Raw genomic sequence first — 22507 nt, 5'->3', positions numbered from 1 at the left:
ATGCCGGTGAACAGTTAGTTTGGCAGCGCCCGGCCCAAAAGTCGCAGCGCGGCGTCGACCGCCAGCGCCGGCACGTCAACGGTCTTCGATGCCAAATCGTGACGTGCGCCGGTGATCTCGACGATCCAGGTCGGCGCCGAAATCAGGGCGGCAGCATCGCGCAACTCGTCGAGGGTGCCGAAGGGATCTGACGTGCCGTGCGTGAAGACCGTCGGCGCGCTGATGTCGGGCAGGTGTTCGGTGCGGGCGCGGTCCGGCTTACCGGGCGGATGCAGCGGGTAGGAGAACAGCGTCAGCACGTCCACTGACACCGAACCGTCGGAAACCACCATCGACGTCTGCCGGCCGCCGTAGGAGTGGCCACCGGCGATCAGCGGGCCCTCGGCAAGTCCGCGGCACATCGTGATCGCCTCCACGATGCCGGCGCGGTCGGTGGCTGCCGAACCCGACGGCGGTCCTTTGGGCCGGCGTCGCCGGTAGGGCAGGTTGTAGCGCACCGCCAGCCAGCCGCGCTGCGCCCATTCGTCGCAAAGTCGTTGCAGCAGAGCAGATTCCCTGCTGCCACCGGCGCCGTGTGTCAACACCACCACGCCGATGGGTGTGCCCTCGGGTTCGTGCGCGACCCCGGCGATCTGATCCAGGTTCATGTGTCGAGCCGGAACAGCGGAGATACCGGGCCATGGCCGTGGCCGAGTGGATACGAGGCGCGGAGGCATTCGGTCACCCAGGCTTTGGCGAACGCGACAGCTTCCGGAATGGCGTAGCCGTGAGCCAGCGCGCAGGCCGTCGCGGCGGCCAATGTGTCACCGGCACCGTGGTCATGGGCGGTGTCCACTCGTGGCGACTCGAACTCGTGAAAGTCGGTGCCGTCGAACAGCAAATCCGTGCTGTGGGCCGATCCCTGCAGATGCCCGCCCTTGACCAGCGCCCACTTCGGCCCCAGCGCATGCAGGGCGCGGGCGGCGTCGCGCTGCGAATCGGAATCGATGACCTCGATGTCGACTAGTAGCCGTACTTCGTGCAAATTCGGTGTCACCAGTGTTGCCAGTGGAAATAGTTCGGCGCGAAGCGATTCCAGTCCGCCAGCATCCAGCAGCGGGTCACCGTGCATCGACGCGCACACCGGATCGACCACCAGTGGGGCATCGGGTCCATGGGCACGCCAACTGTCCGCTACGGCGGCGATGATCTCGGCGGAGGCCAGCATCCCGGTTTTCGCGGCCTGCAGGCCGATATCGTGGCATACCACCTCGATCTGGGCAGCGATCACGTTGCCCGGAACTTTGTGGAAACCCCTGACGCCCACCGAGTTCTGCACTGTCACCGCGGTCACGGCGCACAACGCATGCACTCCCAGCAACGCGCAGGTGCGCACGTCGGCCTGCATGCCGGCGCCGCCGCCGGAGTCCGATCCGGCGATGGCCAGCACCCGCAGCGGCGTCGTGCCCGGCGGCGCCAGCGGCAGGTAGTTCACTGTGCGAGCGGTAGATACACCCGATTGCCGTGCTCGGCGAACTCGGCCGACTTCTCCGCCATGGCGGCTTCGATGGCTTCCTCGCTGTCGAGTCCGTGCTTGGCGGCGTAATCCCGCACGTCCTGGGTGATGCGCATCGAGCAGAACTTCGGCCCGCACATCGAGCAGAAGTGCGCAGTCTTGGCCGGCTCGGCGGGCAGTGTCTCGTCGTGGAATTCCCTTGCGGTATCGGGATCCAGCGACAATGCGAACTGGTCGTTCCAGCGGAACTCGAACCGCGCCGTCGACAATGCATCGTCCCGCTCCTGGGCACGGGGATGCCCCTTGGCCAGGTCGGCGGAATGCGCGGCGATCTTGTAGGCGATCACCCCGTCCTTGACGTCTTTGCGATCCGGCAGCCCCAGATGCTCCTTGGGCGTGACGTAGCAGAGCATCGCGGTGCCGGCCTGCGCGATGATCGCAGCACCGATTGCCGAGGTGATGTGGTCATAGGCCGGGGCGATGTCGGTGGCCAGCGGGCCCAGCGTGTAGAACGGGGCCTCCTCGCAGAGTTCCTCTTCCAGCCGCACGTTCTCGACGATCTTGTGCATCGGGACGTGGCCGGGGCCTTCGATCATCACTTGGGCGCCATGGGCTTTGGCAATCTTGGTCAGCTCGCCCAGTGTGCGCAGCTCGGCGAACTGCGCGGCGTCGTTGGCATCGGCGATCGAGCCGGGCCGCAGCCCGTCGCCCAGCGAGAACGTCACGTCGTAGCGCGCGAAGATGTCGGCCAATTCCTCGAAGTGCGTGTAGAGGAAGGACTCCTGGTGATGCGCCAGGCACCAGGCGGCCATGATCGAGCCGCCGCGCGACACGATGCCGGTGACCCGCTTGGCGGTCAGCGGCACATACCGCAGCAGCACTCCGGCATGCACGGTCATGTAGTCGACACCCTGCTCGCACTGCTCGAGCACGGTGTCGCGGTAGATCTCCCACGTCAGCTCGGTCGGATCGCCCTTGACCTTCTCCAGCGCCTGGTAGATCGGGACGGTGCCGACCGGAACCGGCGAATTGCGGATGATCCACTCGCGGGTCTCGTGGATGTCCTTGCCGGTGGACAGATCCATGATGGTGTCGGCGCCCCAGCGGGTCGCCCACACCATCTTGTCGACCTCCTCGGCGATCGAGGAGGTCACCGCCGAGTTGCCGATATTGGCATTGACTTTCACCGCGAACGCCTTGCCGATGATCATCGGCTCGCTCTCGGGATGGTTGTGGTTGGCCGGGATCACCGCGCGGCCGCGGGCCACCTCGTCGCGCACCAACTCGGCCGGCATGCCTTCGCGGTCGGCGATGAATGCCATCTCCGCGGTGATCTCGCCGGCGCGGGCCCGCTGCAGCTGGGTGCCTCGGTCACGCACCACACCGGGACGCGGCGGCAGGCCGCGATGTACGTCGATCACCGCGTCCGGGTCGGTGTAGGGGCCGGAGGTGTCGTAGAGGTCGAAATGTTCGCCGTTGGACAGGTTTACCCGCCGGAACGGCACTCGAAGACCGGCCCCGCCGCCGGGCACCTCTAGGTCGCGGTAAGCCTTGCTGCTGCCTGCGATCGGGCCGGTGGTCACAGCAGGTTCGACGGTTGCGGTCATATTTCCTCTCCCTACGCCGGCATTACCCGGTCAGGTTCATACGGTCGACGGCCCCTGAGCCGTCCTCTCAGCGCACTGCGCTCCCGCGTGGATTGTGGACCCTGCCCACGCTAGCGCAGCACTGCGGCGGTGTCAGAAGGGCTCGGAAACGACTCTCCTAGACCTCTTCCATCGCCTGGCCGAGTTCTTCGAGCAACTTGTTGTGGTGGTTACTGGCCAGGACATGCCCGGCGGCGATGACCAGCGCCACCGGCCAGTCGATGAGCTCGAATGCGGCCAGTGCAGCCAGCCCGCCGTAGTACGCCAGTTGCTCGGGCCGCGGCACCTGCACCTGCCCGACCAGCGGCAGGTTGACCGCGAACGTCTCGCCTTCGCGGATGTGTTCGACCGCTTCGCGTTGCGATGCGGTGCGGCGCGATTTCTTTTCGACCATCATTTGCCTTTCCGAAACGTTGAGTTTGCCGCTGAGCCGGGTGTTGCCGTCACTGTCGGACGTATGGCGACGACCGATGCTCTGGCTGATCCACTAGCTTCAGCGCTCGCTCAGCTGTTGACGGTGCCGGTGATCGAGCTGTACGCGGTGTTGTGGCGCGTCGGCGTTGTGGAGGTCGGGAAGCCTGATCGGGTTCCGACTCCGCAGGGCGCTGACCAGCCGATCGCCGGGTGGCCACAGCCACCGCGACTGTTGCCGCCGCGGCTGCTCCCAGCGCTTGTGCCCACGCGAGCGGGCCAAGCGGTGTACAGCCGAGCAGCTGGCTGACTCCCGGAATACTGATCAGCGTCGCCATTGCGGCCAGCGAGCCGACGGCGGTGCCCACCACCAGCGGGGCATGTGAGTCCAGCAGCGTCTGGCCCAGCTGAGCAGCCACCAGCGCGACCAGCGCCACGGTCGACGCGCGCTGGGGGCGCCCGGTGACGCCGGCCATCACCCACGCCGCCGTCGCAGCGGCCGCCGTCGTTGCACCTCGGATCCCGACCGCACGCCACAGCGCACGCTGATCGGGTCCGCGTCCCTCCCAGTTGTCCGCCCCGGTCGTCTGACTCACGGCGAGCGCTGCGGCCGGCAGCGCGTCGGTAAGCATGTTCACCAGCAGCAGCTGGCGCGTGTTGAGCGGGGAGCGACCGGTGATCGCGCTGCCGATGATCGAGAAGCCGACTTCGCCGGCATTGCCGCCGAGCAGCACCGACACCGCCGCCTGCACCCGCCGCCAGAGTTCCCGGCCTTCCTCGATGGCCTGCAGTAGCGCCTGAATGCGGCCGTCGACCAGGACCACGTCCGCCGCGGTGCGGGCCGGGTCGCTGCCGCGGGCAACCACGCCGATCCCGACGGTGGCGGCCCGGATGGCGGCGGCATCGTTGGAGCCGTCCCCAACCATCGCGCAGACCTTGCCGGCGCGTTCCAGGGTCTGCACGATCTGCACCTTGTTCTCCGGTGACATCCGGGCGAAGATCACCCGCTCGGCGACCGCGCGTTCCTGGTCCTTGCGGGACAGGTTGTCCCACTCCGTACCGCTGATCACCTGACTCGGGGGCACCGGCATGCCCAGTTCCCGGGCGATTGCGGTGGCGGTGATCGGGTGGTCGCCGGTGATCAGCCGCACGGCCACCTTCCGCTCGGACAGCGCCGCGAGCAGGCCGGCGGCTTCCGGGCGCGGGGTGTCGGACAGTCCCACCAGTCCGGCTAGCGACAGCTCGCCGTCGGCCAGCCCGGCGATGGCGTCGTCGTCGTTCTGCACGGTCTGCGCCTGGGCAGGGGTGAGCCGTCGCTGCGCCACCGCAATCACCCGTAGCCCGCCGGCGGCCAGCCCGTCGACGGTTTTCCACATGTCCGGGCCGACGTCTGCACAGTTGGCCAACACCACTTCCGGTGCGCCCTTGATGGTCAGCTCTTCTCCCGACACCGATGCCGAGAACGACCGGCCGGAGCGGAACGGCAGATGCGCGTCGGGGTCGCGGGCGGGGCCGGCGCCGTTCACCGAGAGCGCCGCCTCGGCGATGGCCCGGTCGGTGGCGTGGATCTGGGGCGTGCCGTTGGACGGTGGGGTGGCGTGTGCCGCGTAGCGCAACACCTCTTCGCGGGAATGTCCGCCGACGGGATGCACCTCGGCGACGCGCAGCCGGTTCTCGGACAGCGTTCCGGTCTTGTCGAAGCAGACCACGTCGACGCGGCCGAGTGCCTCCACCGAACGCGGGACGCGGACCAGCGCCCCGAAGGTGGTGAGCCGCCGCGCCGATGCCGCCTGCGCGAGAGTGGCCACCAGCGGCATCCCTTCCGGGACCGCCGCCACGGTGACGGCGATGCCGCTGGCAACGGCTTCCCGCAAGCCACGGCGGCGCAAGATTCCCAGCGCGCTGACCAACGCACCACCGGCCATGCTGACCGGAAACGCCCTATTGGTGAGCTGGCTGAGCTGGTGTTGCAGTCCGACGGTGGGCAGCTCGCCGGACGCCAGTTCGGCAGCGCGCCGAGCCTGGGTGTCGGCGCCGACCGCGGTCACCACCGCGACCGCGGTGCCCGCCACCACCGTGGTGCCCTCAAACAGCAGGCAGCGGCGCTCGGCCAATTCGGCGCCCGGGGTGGCGTCGACTTGCTTTTCCACCGACAGTGATTCGCCGGTGAGGGTCGACTCGTCGACTTCGACGTCGACTTCATCGATGACCCGGGCGTCGGCGGGCACCACCTCGTGGGTGCGCACCTCGATCACGTCGCCGGGTCGCAGCTGCTCGGCGGCGACGTCGGTGTAGACCGGTGTGCCGTCGGGGCCGGTGGTCACCTTCCGGGCCGGCGGAACCTGTTGCGCCAGTAAGCGGTCGAGCCGGCTCTCGGCGCGCAGCCGCTGGCTGGCCGCCAGGATGGCGTTGCCGGTCAGCACCGAACCGACGAGCACCGCGTCGACGGGCGAACCCAGCACCGCGCTGGCCGCCGAACCCAGCGCCAGCACCGGGGTCAATGGATCGGACAACTCGGCGCGCACGGCCGTGACGAACTGCCACACTGCGCGACGTGGGCGTCCCTCCAGTTCGACGCCGCGTTGAGCGGTGGCCACCGCGCGACTGGGCGTGGCGATTTCGGGCGCTTCGGGCGGCGGCAACTCACGGCGGACCTGCTCGACCGTCATCGCGTGCCACTCGTGCACAGGCGCCGGCCGCGGCGGTGATGCCCGAACCGTCTGACGGGCCAGCCAGTAACCGGAGAGCAGACCGGCGGCCGCGCCGGTGGTCACCGGGCCTGGCCCGCGGCCGCGGACCCCTGGCAGCATCAGCAACGCGCCCAGTGCCGTCGCACCGGTGGAGATCTCGATGCCGCGCCGGCTGGCCGATTTGGCCGCCGGCAGCGCGTGCAGCACCCGCCACGCAGCGGTCAGATCCGGCAACAGCAGATCGGCGTACCACGGCGGCGGCTCGGAATCGTTGCGCGGCATGATCCCCAACGCGACATCGGCCGACGACAGCGCCTGGCCGCCGGTCGTCGACAGCACCGCCACCACGTGACCGTCCTGTTGCAGGTCGGCCAGGGCGTCGGTGAGCGCGTCGTCGACCGACCCGACGTCCAGCGGCCGGATCTCGTCGAACGCGGGCCGCAGCTCGCCGAGCGAATCGATGTCGACGGAGATCAGATCCACCCCGCAGCGGCGCGCCTCGGCCATCATCGCCGGCGCCATCGGATCGTGCGTCGGGCAGATCAGCGCCTCGACGCGCGACCTCGGTCTTCGGCCCGGCATGCCGGGAATCGGGTGCCAGCCCGAACTCAGGCCGGCGTCGTCCAACAATGCCTGGGCGCGGTGCCACGCCGCGGTGAGCTCGTTCTCCGGCGCGCCGCGCACCCGGACCACCCGCAGTTTCTCGGTGCACAGCACCCGGGGGTCGACGAGCAGCGCGTCCACCTGGTCGAGCCGGCGCAGGCTTTCCGGCCGCAACGGCAGCACGCCGTGCTGGTCGGCCCAGGCGTATCCGAGTGTCGCGGCGAAGGACTCGCGGGTGGTGCGCAGCGCTTTGGGCGCGGTCACCAGTGCGGCCGTAGACGCCATGTTCAGGCTTCGGGTGCCCGCACCGATCGCCGCGGCTGCGACGGCTTGCGCGATGGCGAAGCGCTGCGCGTGCCGTTGGGCCGCGCCTGCCGGTGGCGGCACCGGCCGCGACGACGGGTGGGCTTCGGGGTGGTCGGCATGCCGGGCCAACGCCGGTTCGTGGCGGCGCCATGCTTGCGCTTCGGCGCGGCACTCGGCGGCCTTGAGCGCCTCCATCATCAGGTCCACCGCCAGCGACGCCGGCGACAGCGAAACGATATGTGCCGCAGTCATGGCGACGGTCAGCGCGGTGTCGGTTGCCGCGTGGCCGATGCGGTCTTCGAGCACACGCCGCAGCCAGGGCTGGAAGTCCACCGCCACCACGGCCGCTTCGACGCTGTCCGGCAGTCGCGGCCAGCGCAGCGCGCGGCCCGCCATGGCCGCAGCCATGCCCGCTGCGGTGGCACCGACCGCCACCGCCTTGGTAGCCACCACCAGCCCGTCACCGGGCAGCGGTTTAGGGCGAGGGTCTCTGCCGGCGACGCCGGTTCTGGGACAGCGTTTTTCGGCTTCGCCGACCACCCGGCACAACTCGTGCAGCGACACCTGATCGCCATTGAGGACGACGACCACCCGCGACAGCGGGCGGTTGAGACTCGCCGAGGCGACACCGGGGCGGGCGCGCACGGCATCGAGGACGACCCGGCCGAGTTCAGCGCCGTTCGGACGGTCCAGTCCGCGCACCTCGATCCAGGCGCGGCCCTCGCCACGCCAGGCATGCCGGCTCAACGGTGGTCCGGGCAGCTCTCCGGACAAGGCTCTGACGCCTTCCCGGACCGGAATGGTGACCATGCTGGCGCCGATGGACGCCGCGGTGCTCAGAGTCTGGATGCCCACCGCGACCGCGCGCAGCGGCATGGGTCTTCGCACGGATTCGACGGTACTCAATCGCGGAAACTAATGACGGCCGCGCGATTGTGTGCTGCGAGACTGCCGCGCCGGCGCCCGTTTGGTCGGCGATGGTCGCCGAGGCTGTGACTTCTTCGCGGCCCCGGTCGGTTTGGCCGGGCTCGATTTGGCTGGGGCCGATTTGGCCGGCGCGGTCGTGGTGTCGCGCGGACGATTCAGCTGCCGCAGAACCAGCGCCCCACCGCCGACGGCCAACAACACCGGCCACTCGACCAAGCCGCTGACGCCGAGAGCGCCCAGCGTCAACGCGGCCGCCGCCTTCGAGTGACTACCGCTGTCGATCCCGCGCTGGATGCCGGCCGCGGCTCCCGTCACGCCGCCGACGACACCACTGACCGCCGCACCACCCACCGCACCCGCGGCGGCAGTCGTCGCTGCCGCGGCGCGACCCACCGTTCGCGTCACGCTGCGCACTGTGCCGCCGACGACACCCATGATGACTCCTATTGTTCCCGCGTTAACGACGGTTGTATACCCGCGAACTTCAGCCGACAGCCGACGTCAGGACCGACCCAGTGCTTTCGGTGATGACGCGGCCGTTGACGGTGTCGCTGGGGGCGGTGTCCGCGTCGTCGTGGCCTGCCGGCGTTTCCAAGCCCCACCGGCCGGCGGGCAGCCGACTCGCGACGGCCAACGCGGCGGTCGCCGCAGCCGCCGATCCCATCGCCTGCGCCCAGCCGATCGGGCCGACAGGCGTACAGCCCAGCAACTGGCTGACTCCCGGGGTGCTGATCATCAGCATGAATGCGGCCAACGAGCCGGCGGAGGTGAGCAGCACCAGCGGCGCCTGCGAATCCACCAGGGTTTGGCCCAGTTCAGCGGACACCAATGCGATCAATGCCACGGTGGACGCGCGTTGCGGCGTCCCGGTGACCGAAGCCATCGTCCACGCCGCCGTGCCGGCCGCGGCGGTGATCGCCCCGCGGACCGCCACCGCCCGCCACAGCGTGCGTTCCTCGATGCCCTGCCGGACGTGCTGCACCGGTCCGCTGGGTGTGCTGACCGCAAGAGCCGTGGCCGGCAGTGCGTCGGTCAACGTGTTCATCAGCAGCAGTTGGCGGGTGTTCAGCGGCGAGTTCCCGGTGATCGCAGTGCCGATGACCGAGAAGATCACCTCGCCGGCGTTTCCGCCGAGCAAGCCGGCCACCGCCGCCTGCACTCCCCGCCACAGTCGGCGGCCTTCGTCGATGGCGGCCACCAGCGACTCGATACGGCCATCGGTCAGCACCACGTCGGCCACGGTGTGGGCGGCGTCGCTGCCGCGGGCGACGACACCGATGCCGATGGTGGCGGCCCGGATCGCCGCCGCGTCGTTGGCGCCGTCGCCCACCATGGCTGTCACCCGTCCGGAGCGCTCCAGCGTCTGGACGATCTGCACCTTGTTCTCCGGCGACATCCGGGCGAAGATCACCCGCTCCGACACCACCCGCTCCTGATCTTTGCGGGACAACTGGTTCCACTCGGATCCGGTGATGACCTGATCTTCGGTCACCGGCAGGCCCAGTTCCGCGACGATCGCGGTGGCGGTGATGGGGTGATCACCGGTGATCAGCCGGATGGCCACCCCCCGCTCGGCCAGGTCGGTGAGCAACTGGGGCGCTTCGGCTCGCGGGGTATCGGCGAGCCCGAGGAAGCCGGTCAGCGACAACCCGTCGTCGCACAAGTCCACGATGGTGTCTTCGTCGGCCTGTACCGCCCGAACCTGTTGGGCGGTCAGCTTGCGGCGTGCCACCGCGATGACCCGCAATCCTTCGGCGGCCAGTTCACGCACCGTTTGGTCCATGCTCGCGCCGACGTCCGGGCAAGCCGCCAGCACCACTTCCGGTGCGCCCTTGACGGTCAACTCCGCTCCCGACACCGATGCCGAGAAGGCCCGACCGGAGCGGAACGGCAAGTGGGCGTCCGGTTCAGACCAGTGACCCGAACCGTTGGCCGCGGCCGCCGCTTCGACGATGGCCTGGTCGGTGGCGTGCGCATGCGCGGCGCTTTCAGGCGCCGGTGCGGCCTGCGCTGCACAGTGCAGCACGTCCTCGCGCGAATACGTCGACACCGGATGCACGTGCGCGACCCGCAGCCGGTTTTCGCTCAGGGTTCCGGTCTTGTCGAAGCAGATCACTTCGACGCGGCCGAGCGCCTCCACCGACCGCGGCACCCGCACCAGGGCGCCGGAACCGCTCAGCCGCTGAGCCGAGGCATGTTGCGCCAGCGTCGCCATCAGCGGCATCCCCTCCGGGACCGCGGCGATCGCGACCGCGATGGCGTTACCCAGCGCTTGGCGCAGACCCCCGCCGCGCAGCAACCCGAGCCCACCGACCAGCGCGCCACCGCCGACGCTGACCGGGAAGGCCCGAGTGACGAGCTGACTGAGGTGATGCTGCAGGCCAACCTCGGGCAGGTCGCCCGACGCCAGTTCGGCTGCCCGGCGCGTCTGGGTGTCGGCTCCGACGGCGGTGACCAGCGCGAGCGCGGTGCCCGCGACGACAGTGGTGCCAGCGTAGAGCATGCAGCGGCGGTCGGCGAGATCGGCGCCCGGGGTCGCCTCGACCTGCTTGTCCACCGACAGCGACTCACCGGTGAGCGACGATTCGTCAACCTCGAGGTCCTGTTCTTCGATCACCCGGGCGTCGGCGGGCACCACTTCGTTGCTGCGCACCTCGATGAGATCGCCCGGCAGCAACTGCTCCGAGATCACTTCGCTGTACGTCTGCGCACCATCCGCGCCGACCGCGACTTTGCGGGCCGACGGGGTCTGTTGCGCCAGCAGGAGGTTCAGCCGGTTCTCGGCCCGCAGCCGTTGGGCGGCGGCGAGGATCGAGTTTCCGGTCAATACCGTGCCCACCATCACCGCGTCGATCGGCGACCCCAACATCGCGGTGGCCGCCGAGCACAATGCCAGCACCGGGGTCAGCGGGTCCGACAACTCCGCCCGGACGGCCTTGACGAATTGCCAGATCGCGTTGGGTGGCGCCGTGCTCGGTTGGATGGCATCGCGGGCCACCTGTGTCTCTGCCTCGGAGTCGGCCGGCACCAACAGCTCGCGGACCTGCTCGACCGACATCGCGTGCCACTCGTAGGCGGGCGCCGGCCTCGGCGCGGGCATCCGGACCACCTCACGGGCCAGCAGGTATCCCGAGAGCATGCCCGCCCCGGCGCCGAGAGTCACGGGCCCGGGCCCATGCCCGCGCCCACGGCGGAGCCCCCGGACGCCGGGCACCATCAGCAGCGCCCCCAGCGACGACGCGCCGGTGGAGATCGCGATGCCGCGCTCAGTTGCGGCCCTGGCGGCGGGGAGTGCGCGCAGCACCTGCCACGCGCCGGCCAGGTCGGCCAGGATCAGATCCGCATCCCACGGCGGCGCGGCTTCGCCGGTGGGCATGACACCCAACGCCACGTCGGCGCGGGAAAGCGCTTGTGCGCCGGTCGATGACAGCACCGCAACGGTGCGGCCGGCCTGTTGCAGGTCGGTCACCGCGTCGGCCAGCGCGTCGTCGATGGCGCCGTCCTGGACCGGCCGGATGTCGTCGAAGGCGGGCCGCAACTCGCCGAGGATGTCGGCATCGACCGAGACCATCTCCGTGCCGGACGCGCGTGCCTCGGTCACCACAGCGGACGCCAAGGGCTGCTGCGCGGGCAGGACCAGCGCCTCGACCGCGCCGTTTTGTCGGGCTCTGCGGGTCGTTATCCCGGGGACCGAATGCCAACCGGCACGCAGGCCGGATTGTTCGAGCAGGCGTTGAGCGTGTTCCCAGGCCTCGGCCAGCTCGTCGTCGCGGGCCCCGCGGACCCGCACCACACGCAAGGCGTCATCGCACAACGTGCGGGGGTCGATGAGCAGTGCGTCGATCTTGTCGAGGCGTCGCAGGCTCTCGGGCCGCAAGGGCAGCACCGCGTGCCGGTCGGCCAGGCCGTGGCCAAGCGTCGCCGCGAACGATTCGCGGGTGGTGCGCATGGCTTTGGGGGCGGTGACCACCGCGGCCGTCGCCGCCATGCCGACGTTGCGGGTGAGCGCGCCGACCAGCGCAGTACCCAGCGCCTGGACGACGGCCACGCGCTTGGTGTGTCGTTCGACCGGCCCTTCCGGCGCCGGCACCGGGCGCGACGAGCGGTGAACCTCGGTGTGGTCGGCATACTTGGCCAGATCCGGTTCGTAGCGGGCCCAGGCCTGCGCCTCGGCGCGGCACTCGGCGGCCTTGAGCGCCTGCATCATCAGATCCACCGACAGCGATGCCGGCGACAAGGTGACTATGTGCGCGATCGTGGTGGCCGTCGACAGCACGGTGTCGGTGGCGGCGGTGCCGATTCGGTCCTCGAGCTGGCGGCGCAGCCACGGTTGGTAGTTGGCGATCGCCACGGCGGCGTCGACAGCGGTCGGCAGGCGCGGCCACCGCATCGCCCGTCCTACCAGCGCGATGCCGAGGCCCGCTGCGTTCAGGCCCACCATCGCGCCGGTGGTCGCCAGCAACAGACCATCGCCCGGCAGGCTGCCTGCCCCGCCGACGGCGCCGTCGGTCGGTTGGCAGCGCTTTTCGGCGTCGTCGACGACCGGACACAGGTCACGCAGCGACACCTGGTCACCGTCGATTTCGACGACAACCCGCGACAGCGTGCGGTTCAGACTGGCCGAGGTGACGCCCGGCTGTGCCAGCAGGGCTTCGACCACAGCGCGCCCGCGTTCGTGGCCGCCGGCACCGTTCAGCCCGCGCACCTCGATCCACGCCCGGTTGTCACCGCGCCAGCAGCGCCGCGTCAGCGTCGAACTGGAAACCTCGCCGGACAGTATCTTGACGCCTTCGCGGACCGGAATAGTCGCGATGTCGAGAGCCGCCGACGCTACCGTCCCCACGGTCTCGGTGGCGGCTGCCGCACCCTGCATCGTTGCGCCGACGAGCGCGGTGGTCGCCTGCATTCCTTTTGCGGCCGCGCGCAGCGGCATGGATAGTTGCACGGGTTCGACGGTACGCAATCCTGAATTAGCGACGGCCGCGTGACTGCGTGCCGCGTGATTGCCGCGCCGGTGCCCGCTTGGACGGAGACTTTTGTCGTGCCGGGGATTTCGCCGCCGTCGACTTGGCGGGGCGAGTCGATTTGGTGGGGCCTGACTTGGCCGGGGCCGCCTTGGCCGGGGCCGACTTCACCGGCGCGGACGTCGTGTCGCGCGCACGGTTCAGCCGCCGCAGCACCAATGCGCCACCACCGACGGCCACCAGCACCGGCCACTCGACCAAACCGGTGGCGCCCAGGGCGCCCAACGTCAGTGCGGCCGCCGCCGTCGAGCGATTGTCACCGTTGAGCCCGCGCTGGATGCCGTTCGCGGCGCCCGTCACACCATTGACCACGGCACCGCCCACCGCACTCGCGGCGGCAGTGGTCGTCGTTGCCGCGCGGCCCACCGTTCGCCTCACGTTGCGCACTGTGCCGTCGACAACACCCATCATGACTCCTTGACGTTTCATAGTTTTTCGCGTTTGCGCCGGTTGTGTGCCCGTACGCGCGCAGAGTTCACCCGATGAACTCGATTGTGTCCGCATTCGCCGCTCTGGTGGGCCGCGGAGGCCGAACGCATAGACAACTCATATCAAGCGTCCCGCACGTCCACCAGCACCGGCGCGTGATCGCTGGGGGCTTTGCCTTTGCGTTCTTCGCGGACGATCTGGGCGTCGGTGACCCGGTCAGCCAGTGCAGGTGAGGCGAGGATGAAATCGATACGCATGCCCCGCCTTTTGGGGAACGCCAGCCGGGTGTAGTCCCAGTAGGTGTACACGTCCGGGCCAGGTGTGAAAGGCCGCACCACGTCGGTGAATTGTGCGTCGACGATGGCGTTGAACGCTTTGCGTTCCGGCTCGGAGACATGCGTGCAGCCCTGGTAGTACTCGACGCTCCAGATGTCGTCGTCGGTTGGAGCGATATTCCAGTCGCCCACCAGCGCGATCGGCGCCGACGGATCGGTGCGAAGCCAACCCTCCGCCGTATCACGCAGTGCGGCAAGCCAATCGAGCTTGTACGTGTAGTGCGGATCACCCAGGGCCCGGCCGTTGGGCACGTAGAGACTCCACACTCGTACCCCACCGCAGGTGGCGCCCAAGGCGCGGGCTTCGGCCGCGGCTTCGATGTCCGCTTTGCTGCTCCAGGTGGGCTGACCCTCGAAGCCGACCTCGATGTCGTCGAGGCCGACCCGCGATGCGATCGCCACGCCGTTCCACTGGTTGAACCCGCAATGCGCCACCTCGTAGCCCAATTCGAAGAACGGCAGCGTCGGAAACTGCTCGTCGGCGCATTTGGTCTCCTGCATGGCAAGCACGTCGACTTCGGCGCGTTCCAGCCAATCGAGCACCCGGTACAGGCGGGAGCGAATCGAATTCACGTTCCAAGTGGCCAGCCGCAGCATCCCTACAGCGTAGGTCGGTGCAGCGATTCCGCCGTCAGGTAACGGCAGCGGTGCTGTGCTGTGAAACCCAGCGACTCGAAAAGACCGAGCGCCGCCGCAGTGTCGGCGACTTGCGCGTAGCCACGGGTGGCGCCGCGATCGGCGCCCCAGGCCAGTAGCGCCGCGCACACTGCCCGGGCGTGACCCTGTCCGCGGTGATCGGCGGTGACGCGTACCTCCGAAAGGCCCACCCATCGGCTGCCGTCCGGTGCCGCCGTCAGTGCGGCCCGCCCGATGGCGACGCCCGCGCGGCTGCCGAACATCAACTCGCCGTCGACGACGGCGGTCAGCACATCGACCGGCACGTCGCGGGCATAGCAATCCAGCCAGTCGGCCGTCGGGCGTTGCTCCAGCGTGACGCTCGGGTGCGACTGCTGCTCTAGCGTGACGTTCGGCAGCTCGCCGACCAGCATCCGGGTTTCACATTCGGCGGGTGTGTCGTCCGGCAGGCGCAGCAGCCGGTCTGGAACGGCCAGTAATGGCCTGCGCCGGCGGCTCGTATACCAGTCGACGATCGCGGGGATAGCGGCGGCGCTGGCTGTAAACTCCAGTGGCACAGCACTGTTAGCGCGCCGCGTCGACCCGTGTCCGGCGCGTAACAACCAGCCGTCGAGCCAGTGCTGTTCCACGCCGGGCCAGGCCAGTGCGGCAGCGTGCTCGACGGCGCGGATCTGCGAGTTGCGCACCGGCACATCGGTCAGGCGGCGCACCGTCACCGCATCGGCCGCGGCGAACTCGACGAAGTCGCCCGCCCGCGTCTGCACCCGCACCACCGGGTCGAGTTGCAGGAGATGACCTACCGCGTCGGTCAGTGGTGGCACCGAACCGGCGGGCCGGCGGTAGCGCACCGTCACCCGGGTTCCGATCGGGGGCCACGAAACCATCAGTGCCCGAACGGATCCGGTCCCTCGCCCGGTGTCCAGGACAACCCGGGAACGCCCCAGCCCTGCGATTTGACTGCACGCTTAGCGGCCCGGGCGTGCCGGCCGATCAACCGGTCCAGGTATAGGAAACCGTCCAGATGACCGGTTTCGTGTTGCAGCATGCGGGCGAACAGCCCGGTGCCCTCGATCGTGACCGGATTGGCGTCGGCGTCGAGCCCGCTCACTCGCGCCCAGGTTGCCCTCCCGGTCGGAAACGACTCGCCGGGCACCGATAGGCAACCCTCGTCGTCGCGGTCCGGATCGGGCATGGTCTCGGGCACCTCGGAGGTCTCCAGCACCGGATTGACCACCACCCCGCGGCGGCGTTTGGCCTGCCCGCGGTCGTCAGCGCAGTCGTAGACGAAAACCCGCAGTCCCACACCGATCTGATTGGCGGCCAGGCCAACCCCGTGGGCCGCATCCATTGTGTCGTAGAGGGTCGTGATCAATTCCGGCAAGTCGGCCGGTAGCGAACCGTCAGCGGCCACCGGCACCGGAGTGGTGGGGGTGTGCAGGACCGGATCACCCACAATGCGAATGGGTACGACTGCCATGGTCGGCAAGCTTAAGCCTGCCGCCGATATGCGCCGCGAAGTGGCGTGGCAATCGAAACTTCGACGAGCGACTCGCGGGCGAGGGTTACGTGTCAACAGTTACCGCCGTGGTTGAATATTCGCCGATACAGCGTGCATTCGAACGGTCTTGGAAGGGTCACAGGAGCGATATGGACAGCGCCATGGCGCGGGCTAATCGATCGGGGGACGACTCTGAAATCGCCGATGGGCTAACCCGCCGCGAACACGACATCCTGGCTTTCGAGCGGCAATGGTGGAAATATGCCGGCGCCAAAGAAGAAGCCATCAAAGAGTTGTTCTCGATGTCGGCGACCCGCTATTACCAGGTGCTCAATGCACTGGTCGATCGACCCGAAGCGCTAGCCGCCGACCCGATGCTGGTGAAGCGGCTGCGACGGCTGCGCGCCAGCCGGCAGAAAGCCCGGGCCGCGCGGCGGCTCGGCTTCGAGGTCACCTGAGGTCCTGTTGAGGTGCGACGCTTCCCTGCGTCGTTGTGGGTTCTGGCCCAGTCCTGGATACAGTGGCGTCGATGAATGAACGCGTTCCGGATTCTTCCGGGCTTCCGCTGCGGGCCATGGTGATGGTGCTGCTGTTTCTCGGCGTCATTTTCCTGTTGGTCGGCTTTCAGGCCATGGGATCGGGCGGAAACTCCGACGACGACTCGTCGGGTTCGGCCGTGACGACCAGCGCCATGCCGCCGAAGACGCGGGCACCGGCTAAGGCGCAGGTGCGCGTGTTCAACATTTCCGATCAAGAGGGCATCGCCGGTCGCACCGCCGACCAACTCAAGGCTGAGGGCTACGACGTCACCGAAGTCGGCAACCTCCCGTCGCTAGACGATGTCACGGCGACCACGGTGTATTTCACCGATGCGCCCGGGGAGCACGAGACAGCCGACGCTGTGGGCAATGTGCTGGGCGCGCCGGTCGAACCGCGAATCCCCGATGTCGTCGATCAACCGCCCGGCGTGATCGTTGTCGTCACGGGCTAGTCTTTTCCCATGCTGAAGCCCGCCAAGAGCCGCACCGTCGTCGTCGCTGCACTCGCAGCGCTTACCGCTCCCGTTGCGTTGCTGAGTGCGTGTTCGCCGCCCAACGAGTCGCCCGCCTCGTCGCCCGGCACCACGCCGTCGGTGTGGAGCGGATCGCCGGGGCCGGTCAATACGCCGCCCGAAGGTGGACCGGTCCCGCCAGACACGCTGACCGCGCACCTGAAGTCACCGGACGGCACCAAGGTCGCGACGGCGAAATTCGAGTTCGACCACGGCTACGTGACCGTGACAGTGGAAACCACCGGCCTGGGCCAGTTGACCCCCGGCTTCCACGGGATGCACATCCACAAGGTGGGTAAGTGTGAGCCCGACTCGGTCGCCCCGACCGACGGAGAGTCGGGCAACTTCAACTCGGCCGGCGGGCATTACCAGGCGCCCGGGCACAGCGGCGGCCCCATGAGCGGCGACCTGACGTCGCTGCAGGTGCGTAAGGACGGTGCGGCGCTGCTGGTGACCACCACCGACGCGTTCACCAAGGAAGACCTGACGTCCGGCGAGGGTACCTCGATCGTCATTCACGCCGACGCGGACAACTTCGGTAACATCCCGGACCGCTACCAAGTCAACGGAACAGCGGGTCCCGATCAGACCACCATGTCCACCGGCGACGCCGGCAAGCGGGTGGCGTGCGGTGTCATCGGCGCCGGTTAGCAAATCGGCTGGCAGGGTACCCACGCGTGTGGATTTCGCCGCCTCACCACGGCCGACGCTCGGCGTCGAATGGGAGTTCGCGCTGGTCGACGCGCAGACTCGTGACCTGAGCAACGAAGCCGCCGCCGTCATGACTGACATCGGCGAAAACCCGCGTGTCCACAAGGAACTGCTGCGCAACACCGTTGAAATCGTCAGCGGTGTCTGTGACTACACCGCTGAGGCGATGGAGGATCTTCGCGTCACACTGGGCACCGTCCGCCAGATCGTCCGCGACCGGGGCATGGAATTGTTCTGCGCGGGTGGACACCCGTTCGCGCGGTGGTCTACTCAAAAGTTCACCGACGCACCGCGTTACGCCGAACTGATCAAACGTACCCAGTGGTGGGGACGTCAGATGCTGATCTGGGGTGTGCACGTGCACGTCGGGCTGTCCTCGGCGCACAAGGTGATGCCGATCATGTCGTCGTTGTTGAATTACTATCCGCATCTGCTGGCGCTGTCGGCGTCGTCGCCGTGGTGGGGCGGCGAGGACACCGGATACCCGAGTAATCGAGCGATGATGTTTCAGCAGCTGCCCACCGCCGGGCTGCCGTTTCAGTTCCAGACCTGGGCGCAGTTCGAAAGGTTCGTGTACGACCAGAAGAAGACCGGCATCATCGACGACATCAACGAAATCCGTTGGGACATCCGACCTTCACCGCACAACGGCACCCTGGAGGTACGGGTCTGCGACGGGGTGTCCAACGTGCGCGAACTGGGCGCGCTGGTGGCGTTGACGCACTGCTTGATCGTCGATCTGGACCGGCGACTCGACGCGGGTGAGGCGCTGCCGACGATGCCGCCCTGGCACCATCAGGAGAACAAGTGGCGGGCTGCCCGCTACGGATTGGATGCGGTGATCATCCTCGACGCCGACAGCAACGAACGCCTGGTCACCGACGATCTGGGCGACCTGCTCAACCGCCTTGAGCCCATTGCGAAGTCGCTGCGCTGCACCGATGAACTGGCTGCTGTCGCAGATATCTGGCAGAAAGGGGCGTCGTATCAGCGGCAGCGCCGCGTCGCCGAAGAGCATGACGGCGACCTGCGCGCAGTCGTCGACTCGCTGGTCGCCGAGCTGGATATCTGATCATGGCTGCCGCGGAAGCCGTTCAGCTGGCGATGTTTCCGCTCGAGTCGGCCCTGTTGCCCGACGATGACTTGCCGCTGCGCATCTTCGAACCCCGCTATACCGCACTGGTGGCCGACTGCATGCGCAGCTCGGATCCGCGGTTCGGGGTTGTGTTGATTTCGCGCGGCCGCGAGGTGGGCGGCGGTGATGCGCGCTGCGACGTGGGCGCGCTGGCCGAAATCACCGAATGCACCGAGCTCGGTTCTGGGCGGTATGCGCTGCGCTGCCGGACACGCGAGCGAATCCGGGTGTGCGACTGGCTGTCCGACGACCCCTATCCGCGGGCGATGGTGCAGGTGTGGCCCGATGAGCCGGGCGCGTCGGTGACCGACGACCAGCTCAGCGAACTTGAGGAGCGGGTGATGGCACTGTTCGAGCGGATTGCTGCCGCACGCGGTGTCGCACTCCCGAGTCGCGATGTGCTGCTGGGTACCGGCGATGCGGCCGATCCCGGCGCGCGACTGTATGCGTTGGCATCGCGTGTCCCGATCGGCCAAGCAGATCGCTACGCAGTGTTGTCGGCGCCGTCGGCGGCCGACCGGCTGGCGGCTCTCGACGAGGCCATCGAGACCGTCGCCGCGATGATCGAGTTCCAGCTGTCCGACTAGTCTTCGTCTTGCTGATCAGCACCGGACGACACCGGCACCAGTGGCAGCGCCGCCAGCGGGAACAAGCCGCTTACCGCGAACGCCAACGGGTATCCGGCCGCCATGATCAGTTCGGCGAACAGCGGCGGCGCAACCGCCACCACCAGTCGCTCGAAGGTGTTCTGTTTGCCCAGCGCCCATCCGCTCCAAAACGGCCCGGCGATCTCCGGGATCATGGTGAACGGCAACCCGTTGTCACCGGTAATTCCGGCTGCGACGACCATGACCGCCACGGCGATCGGCCAGCCCAGCTGATCCGTGAGCGCCAGCGCCAGCATGACCACCGTCGTGGCGACGGCGATCTTGCGGATCGGCCGCATCCGCGAGCCGACCCGATCCGCCCATCGGCCGGCGGCGATGCGGCCTAACGCGCCGAGGACCTGCGAGGTGCCCACCAACACACCCGCCCACGCCAGCGACAGGTGGTGCTCGCTGATGAACCAAATCAGCATGAACGTCAGCACCACCGGCTGGGGCACCATCAGTAGCGCCGACGCGAAATGAATTCGCCACAGCGGTGTTCCGCGGTAGAGGTCGGCCAGCTCATGCGGCTTGACTTTCGGCCGCTCGGGACGCGGCGGGTCGTGCACCCCTACCGCGCTGACCACCGCCGCCACCGCGCACAGTGTTGCCGGAAACAGCAGCGCTACCGAGAAATTGCGTTTGGCCAATTCCGGCACCACGATGGCGGCAACCGCGATGCCGAGCGGCTGCGCGGTCTGGCGGATACCCATCGCCAGGGCGCGTTGAGTATCTCCGAACAAGCCAGTCACCAGCCGGCCGCTGGACGTGATGGTGCTGGCCGCGGCCATGCCTCCGAGGACCAGAAACGCCCCCATCGCCATCATTGAGTGCACCGACGCGGCAGCGAAGCCGGCCGCCGCAGTGAGCCCCAGACCCAGCGTGAGCACGATCCGTTCACCGAGCCGGTCGAGCAGATAACCCCAGGGGATCAGAGTCAGCATCATGCCGAAGCTCGGCGCCGACGCCAGCAGCGCAGCCTCGGCCAGGCTGGTGCCATGGCGAGCCAGGGCGGGGATCAGGAAGGCCACTCCGTTGATGAAGACGTTGGCGGCCAGCGTCGCTGCCAACGAGACGGCCAGCATCGACCAGCGCCTGGTGGCGCTGATCCGTTCGGTCGTCTCGGTGCTCAAGGTCGCGCTCTCCCGGTAGTCCGGTGCGCCACCGTGACTCGGACGGCGTAAACAACCGCGCTGGCGGCGAACATGACAGCAGTGAGCATCAGCCACCGTCCGAGGAAGGGTTCTTGCGTCAGTCCGGTGTCTTCGAAATACAGTGTCGCGCCTTGCCGGATGATGTTGGGAAAGAAGATGAGCAGTATCAGCCCGGAGCCCAGCGCCGGTACACGCAGATAGTTGCGCACCGGGACACCGGAGCGCTCGCGCCGTCGGCCGGGGATGCCCAGCAGCCGATCGGCGAGCGCGTAGATCGGAAACAACACGAGGTCATGGGAGATGATTGCGGCGGCGAACCACAGCGCCATCGATTTCCACCAGGTGCCTTCCGGCACCCACAACGTCGACGGGTTCGCCGTGACGATGATATAACCCAGCAACGCGAAGCCGGCCAGCATCGTCAGCAGGTGTAACGGATTGGACCCGTATAGCCTGCGGAAAGCAGTTGCCGCCCTGGTCATCTCAGATCGCCTCAAACTCGATGGAGGTCACCCACTTGGTATTGTGGACGCCATTGAGCGCTGGGACGATGATCCGCGCAGGATAGCCGTGGTCGAGGGACAGGTCGGCGTCGTTGACCCGCAACGCCAAAAGTGAATCCGGATGGCTGATTTGGTTGTGCTCCAGTGTTGCGTGGTTGAATTTGCCTTTGCGCCCGAGTGACTGCACCGTGGCCGAGCGTGGTGCCGGTACTCCGGCCAAGGCGGCCAGATCGGCCAGTCGCACTCCGCTCCAGCCTTGGACGGTGGACCAACCTTGGACGCAGGCGATCGGCAGCCGTGCGCTGTGTTGCGACATTGCCGTGAGCTGACCGCGACTCAACACCACCGGTGCCGGGCCGCCGCGCAGCGTCAACCGCCAGCGGTCACCGGTCTGGGCGGGGTCGACGCCCACTCCCATCGCTGTCTTGTTGATGCGGAAATCGTTGGGCCCGCTGCCGGTGGTGTCACCGGTGGGCAGCATCAGCGGAAAGTGGCGGGCGATGCCGCCGACCGTCTGCCCGACGGTGACCAGAGCCGTCAGCAATACACCGCCGCCGACCAGCGCGAGCGCGCCGCGGCGGCTCATCGTCGCCGGTGCCGGGTCGGCGGCGACCAGACCGGTGGCATCCGGTGGATCTGCTGTGGTGTCAGCGGTGTTGGTGCGCAGCACTTCTCGTAGTGACCGTGATCGCAGCCCGGCCACCATGCGGGGGATCTTGATGGCGATGTGCATCAAAAAGCCGGCGATGAACACCCAGGCGCCGTAATAGTGTGCGGGAAAGAAGCTGAACCCGTAGATGTAGTCGTATTGGATGTAGAGCACACCGGTAACGATCTCGAAAAGGATGCCACCGACCAGCATCGCAATCGAAAGCCGTTCCAGCATTTGGGCGATCGAGCGGGCCGGTGGCCACGTGAACAGCTTGGGGATCACCGACCACAGTTTGGCCAGCACGACCGGGATCAGTACCAGTCCCAGGCCCACATGCAAGCCCTGGCTGAGTCGATATAACCACGCCGGGTGGGTTGGCCAGTCGAAGGTCGGTAGCTTCAGCCACCCCACGTCCGCGGGTACCGCAGTTCCGAATTGCGGCGCGTAGACGATGTAGGACACCAGGCCGGTCACGATGACGACCGGCAACGTCGCCAGCAGCACCGCGCCGAACACCGACGTCAGCCATAGTCCGCGCAGCGGGCTACGCCAGCGGTGCAACCGGTCGACTCCGGGCGGGCGCGGCATCCGCCAGCCATACCCGTGCACCCTTTTCGCCAAACAGAAGCCACGGTCGTGATCTCGGCGGTGATC

Annotated in this window: 19 protein-coding genes, 1 pseudogene and 1 riboswitch; of the genes and pseudogenes, 6 read left to right on the top strand and 14 right to left on the bottom strand. The window is 68.2% G+C overall.

Going from position 1 to position 22507, the window contains the following annotated elements; translation table 11 throughout:
- Positions 1-14: 14 nt before the first annotated feature.
- The 4 genes from AC5Y5W_RS17155 to AC5Y5W_RS17140 all read right to left on the bottom strand — a co-directional run bounded on the left by AC5Y5W_RS17155 (position 15) and on the right by AC5Y5W_RS17140 (position 3538).
- Positions 15-647: an alpha/beta hydrolase family protein gene (locus AC5Y5W_RS17155; RefSeq protein ID WP_500011771.1), complete on the bottom strand. Its 633-nt coding sequence runs from the start codon at positions 645-647 to the stop codon at positions 15-17.
- Positions 644-1474: a bifunctional hydroxymethylpyrimidine kinase/phosphomethylpyrimidine kinase gene (gene thiD, locus AC5Y5W_RS17150; protein WP_500011769.1), complete on the bottom strand. Its 831-nt coding sequence runs from the start codon at positions 1472-1474 to the stop codon at positions 644-646. Before thiD ends, AC5Y5W_RS17155 begins: the two co-directional genes overlap by 4 nt.
- Entirely contained in the window at positions 1471-3102 is a 1632-nt protein-coding gene (gene thiC / locus AC5Y5W_RS17145; RefSeq protein ID WP_499887484.1) for a phosphomethylpyrimidine synthase ThiC, read from the bottom strand. The genes thiD and thiC overlap by 4 nt, the downstream gene beginning before the upstream one ends.
- Positions 3094-3199: riboswitch (TPP riboswitch) on the bottom strand. It overlaps the preceding gene by 9 nt.
- 60 nt (positions 3200-3259) lie before the next feature.
- A complete protein-coding gene (locus AC5Y5W_RS17140) occupies positions 3260-3538 on the bottom strand; it encodes a hypothetical protein (RefSeq protein WP_500011768.1) in 279 nt (92 codons plus the stop codon).
- On the opposite strand from AC5Y5W_RS17140, the pseudogene AC5Y5W_RS17135 reads away from it, so the two are divergent.
- Positions 3482-3670 (top strand): annotated as a pseudogene (locus tag AC5Y5W_RS17135) (hypothetical protein); the annotation flags it as partial. The gene AC5Y5W_RS17140 and the pseudogene AC5Y5W_RS17135 overlap by 57 nt on opposite strands.
- Here AC5Y5W_RS17135 and AC5Y5W_RS17130 read toward each other — a convergent pair.
- The 7 genes from AC5Y5W_RS17130 to AC5Y5W_RS17100 all read right to left on the bottom strand — a co-directional run bounded on the left by AC5Y5W_RS17130 (position 3585) and on the right by AC5Y5W_RS17100 (position 15979).
- Entirely contained in the window at positions 3585-8027 is a 4443-nt protein-coding gene (locus AC5Y5W_RS17130) for a cation-translocating P-type ATPase (RefSeq protein WP_500011985.1), read from the bottom strand. The pseudogene AC5Y5W_RS17135 and the gene AC5Y5W_RS17130 sit on opposite strands and share 86 nt — an antisense overlap.
- Before the next feature lie 39 nt (positions 8028-8066).
- Entirely contained in the window at positions 8067-8513 is a 447-nt protein-coding gene (locus AC5Y5W_RS17125) for a hypothetical protein (RefSeq protein WP_500011766.1), read from the bottom strand.
- A gap of 49 nt (positions 8514-8562) precedes the next feature.
- A complete protein-coding gene (locus tag AC5Y5W_RS17120) occupies positions 8563-13011 on the bottom strand; it encodes a cation-translocating P-type ATPase (RefSeq protein ID WP_500011983.1) in 4449 nt (1482 codons plus the stop codon).
- Between the two features lie 37 nt (positions 13012-13048).
- Positions 13049-13510: a hypothetical protein gene (locus AC5Y5W_RS17115; RefSeq protein WP_500011765.1), complete on the bottom strand. Its 462-nt coding sequence runs from the start codon at positions 13508-13510 to the stop codon at positions 13049-13051.
- Between the two features lie 143 nt (positions 13511-13653).
- Entirely contained in the window at positions 13654-14460 is an 807-nt protein-coding gene (locus AC5Y5W_RS17110; protein ID WP_500011981.1) for an exodeoxyribonuclease III, read from the bottom strand.
- Positions 14461-14465: 5 nt separating this feature from the next.
- Complete coding sequence (locus tag AC5Y5W_RS17105; RefSeq protein ID WP_500011763.1) at positions 14466-15386, bottom strand: N-acetylglutamate synthase, CG3035 family; 921 nt, start codon at positions 15384-15386, stop codon at positions 14466-14468.
- Positions 15386-15979, bottom strand: a complete 594-nt coding sequence (locus AC5Y5W_RS17100) for a peptide deformylase (protein ID WP_500011762.1) — start codon at positions 15977-15979, stop codon at positions 15386-15388. Before AC5Y5W_RS17100 ends, AC5Y5W_RS17105 begins: the two co-directional genes overlap by 1 nt.
- A 170-nt stretch (positions 15980-16149) precedes the next feature.
- Here AC5Y5W_RS17100 and napA point away from each other — a divergent pair, with 170 nt between their 5' ends.
- The 5 genes from napA (at position 16150) to AC5Y5W_RS17075 (ending at position 19484) form a co-directional block, all read left to right on the top strand.
- Positions 16150-16458, top strand: a complete 309-nt coding sequence (gene napA / locus AC5Y5W_RS17095) for a nucleoid-associated protein NapA (RefSeq protein ID WP_065014214.1) — start codon at positions 16150-16152, stop codon at positions 16456-16458.
- Between the two features lie 71 nt (positions 16459-16529).
- Positions 16530-16991: a LytR C-terminal domain-containing protein gene (locus AC5Y5W_RS17090; RefSeq protein ID WP_500011760.1), complete on the top strand. Its 462-nt coding sequence runs from the start codon at positions 16530-16532 to the stop codon at positions 16989-16991.
- 9 nt (positions 16992-17000) lie between these two features.
- Entirely contained in the window at positions 17001-17702 is a 702-nt protein-coding gene (sodC, locus tag AC5Y5W_RS17085; RefSeq protein ID WP_500011758.1) for a superoxide dismutase[Cu-Zn], read from the top strand.
- Positions 17683-18834, top strand: coding sequence for a glutamate--cysteine ligase (locus AC5Y5W_RS17080; protein WP_500011756.1), 1152 nt, complete (start codon positions 17683-17685; stop codon positions 18832-18834). Before sodC ends, AC5Y5W_RS17080 begins: the two co-directional genes overlap by 20 nt.
- 2 nt (positions 18835-18836) lie before the next feature.
- Entirely contained in the window at positions 18837-19484 is a 648-nt protein-coding gene (locus AC5Y5W_RS17075; protein WP_500011754.1) for an LON peptidase substrate-binding domain-containing protein, read from the top strand.
- Here the strand turns inward: AC5Y5W_RS17075 and AC5Y5W_RS17070 are convergent.
- Genes AC5Y5W_RS17070 through AC5Y5W_RS17060 form a run of 3 tightly spaced genes read right to left on the bottom strand, consistent with a single transcriptional unit; the run spans position 19481 to position 22441 of the window.
- Positions 19481-20629: an MFS transporter gene (locus AC5Y5W_RS17070; protein WP_500011979.1), complete on the bottom strand. Its 1149-nt coding sequence runs from the start codon at positions 20627-20629 to the stop codon at positions 19481-19483. The two genes, AC5Y5W_RS17075 and AC5Y5W_RS17070, sit on opposite strands and share 4 nt — an antisense overlap.
- 44 nt (positions 20630-20673) lie before the next feature.
- Entirely contained in the window at positions 20674-21180 is a 507-nt protein-coding gene (locus AC5Y5W_RS17065; protein ID WP_500011753.1) for a hypothetical protein, read from the bottom strand.
- Position 21181: 1 nt separating this feature from the next.
- Entirely contained in the window at positions 21182-22441 is a 1260-nt protein-coding gene (locus AC5Y5W_RS17060; RefSeq protein ID WP_500011977.1) for a molybdopterin-dependent oxidoreductase, read from the bottom strand.
- Positions 22442-22507 lie beyond the last annotated feature (66 nt).

This window comes from Mycobacterium sp. NGS51 (assembly GCF_059812525.1).
The sequence above is the reverse complement of the archived record's forward strand: the minus strand, read 5'-3'. Positions and strand labels throughout refer to the sequence as shown.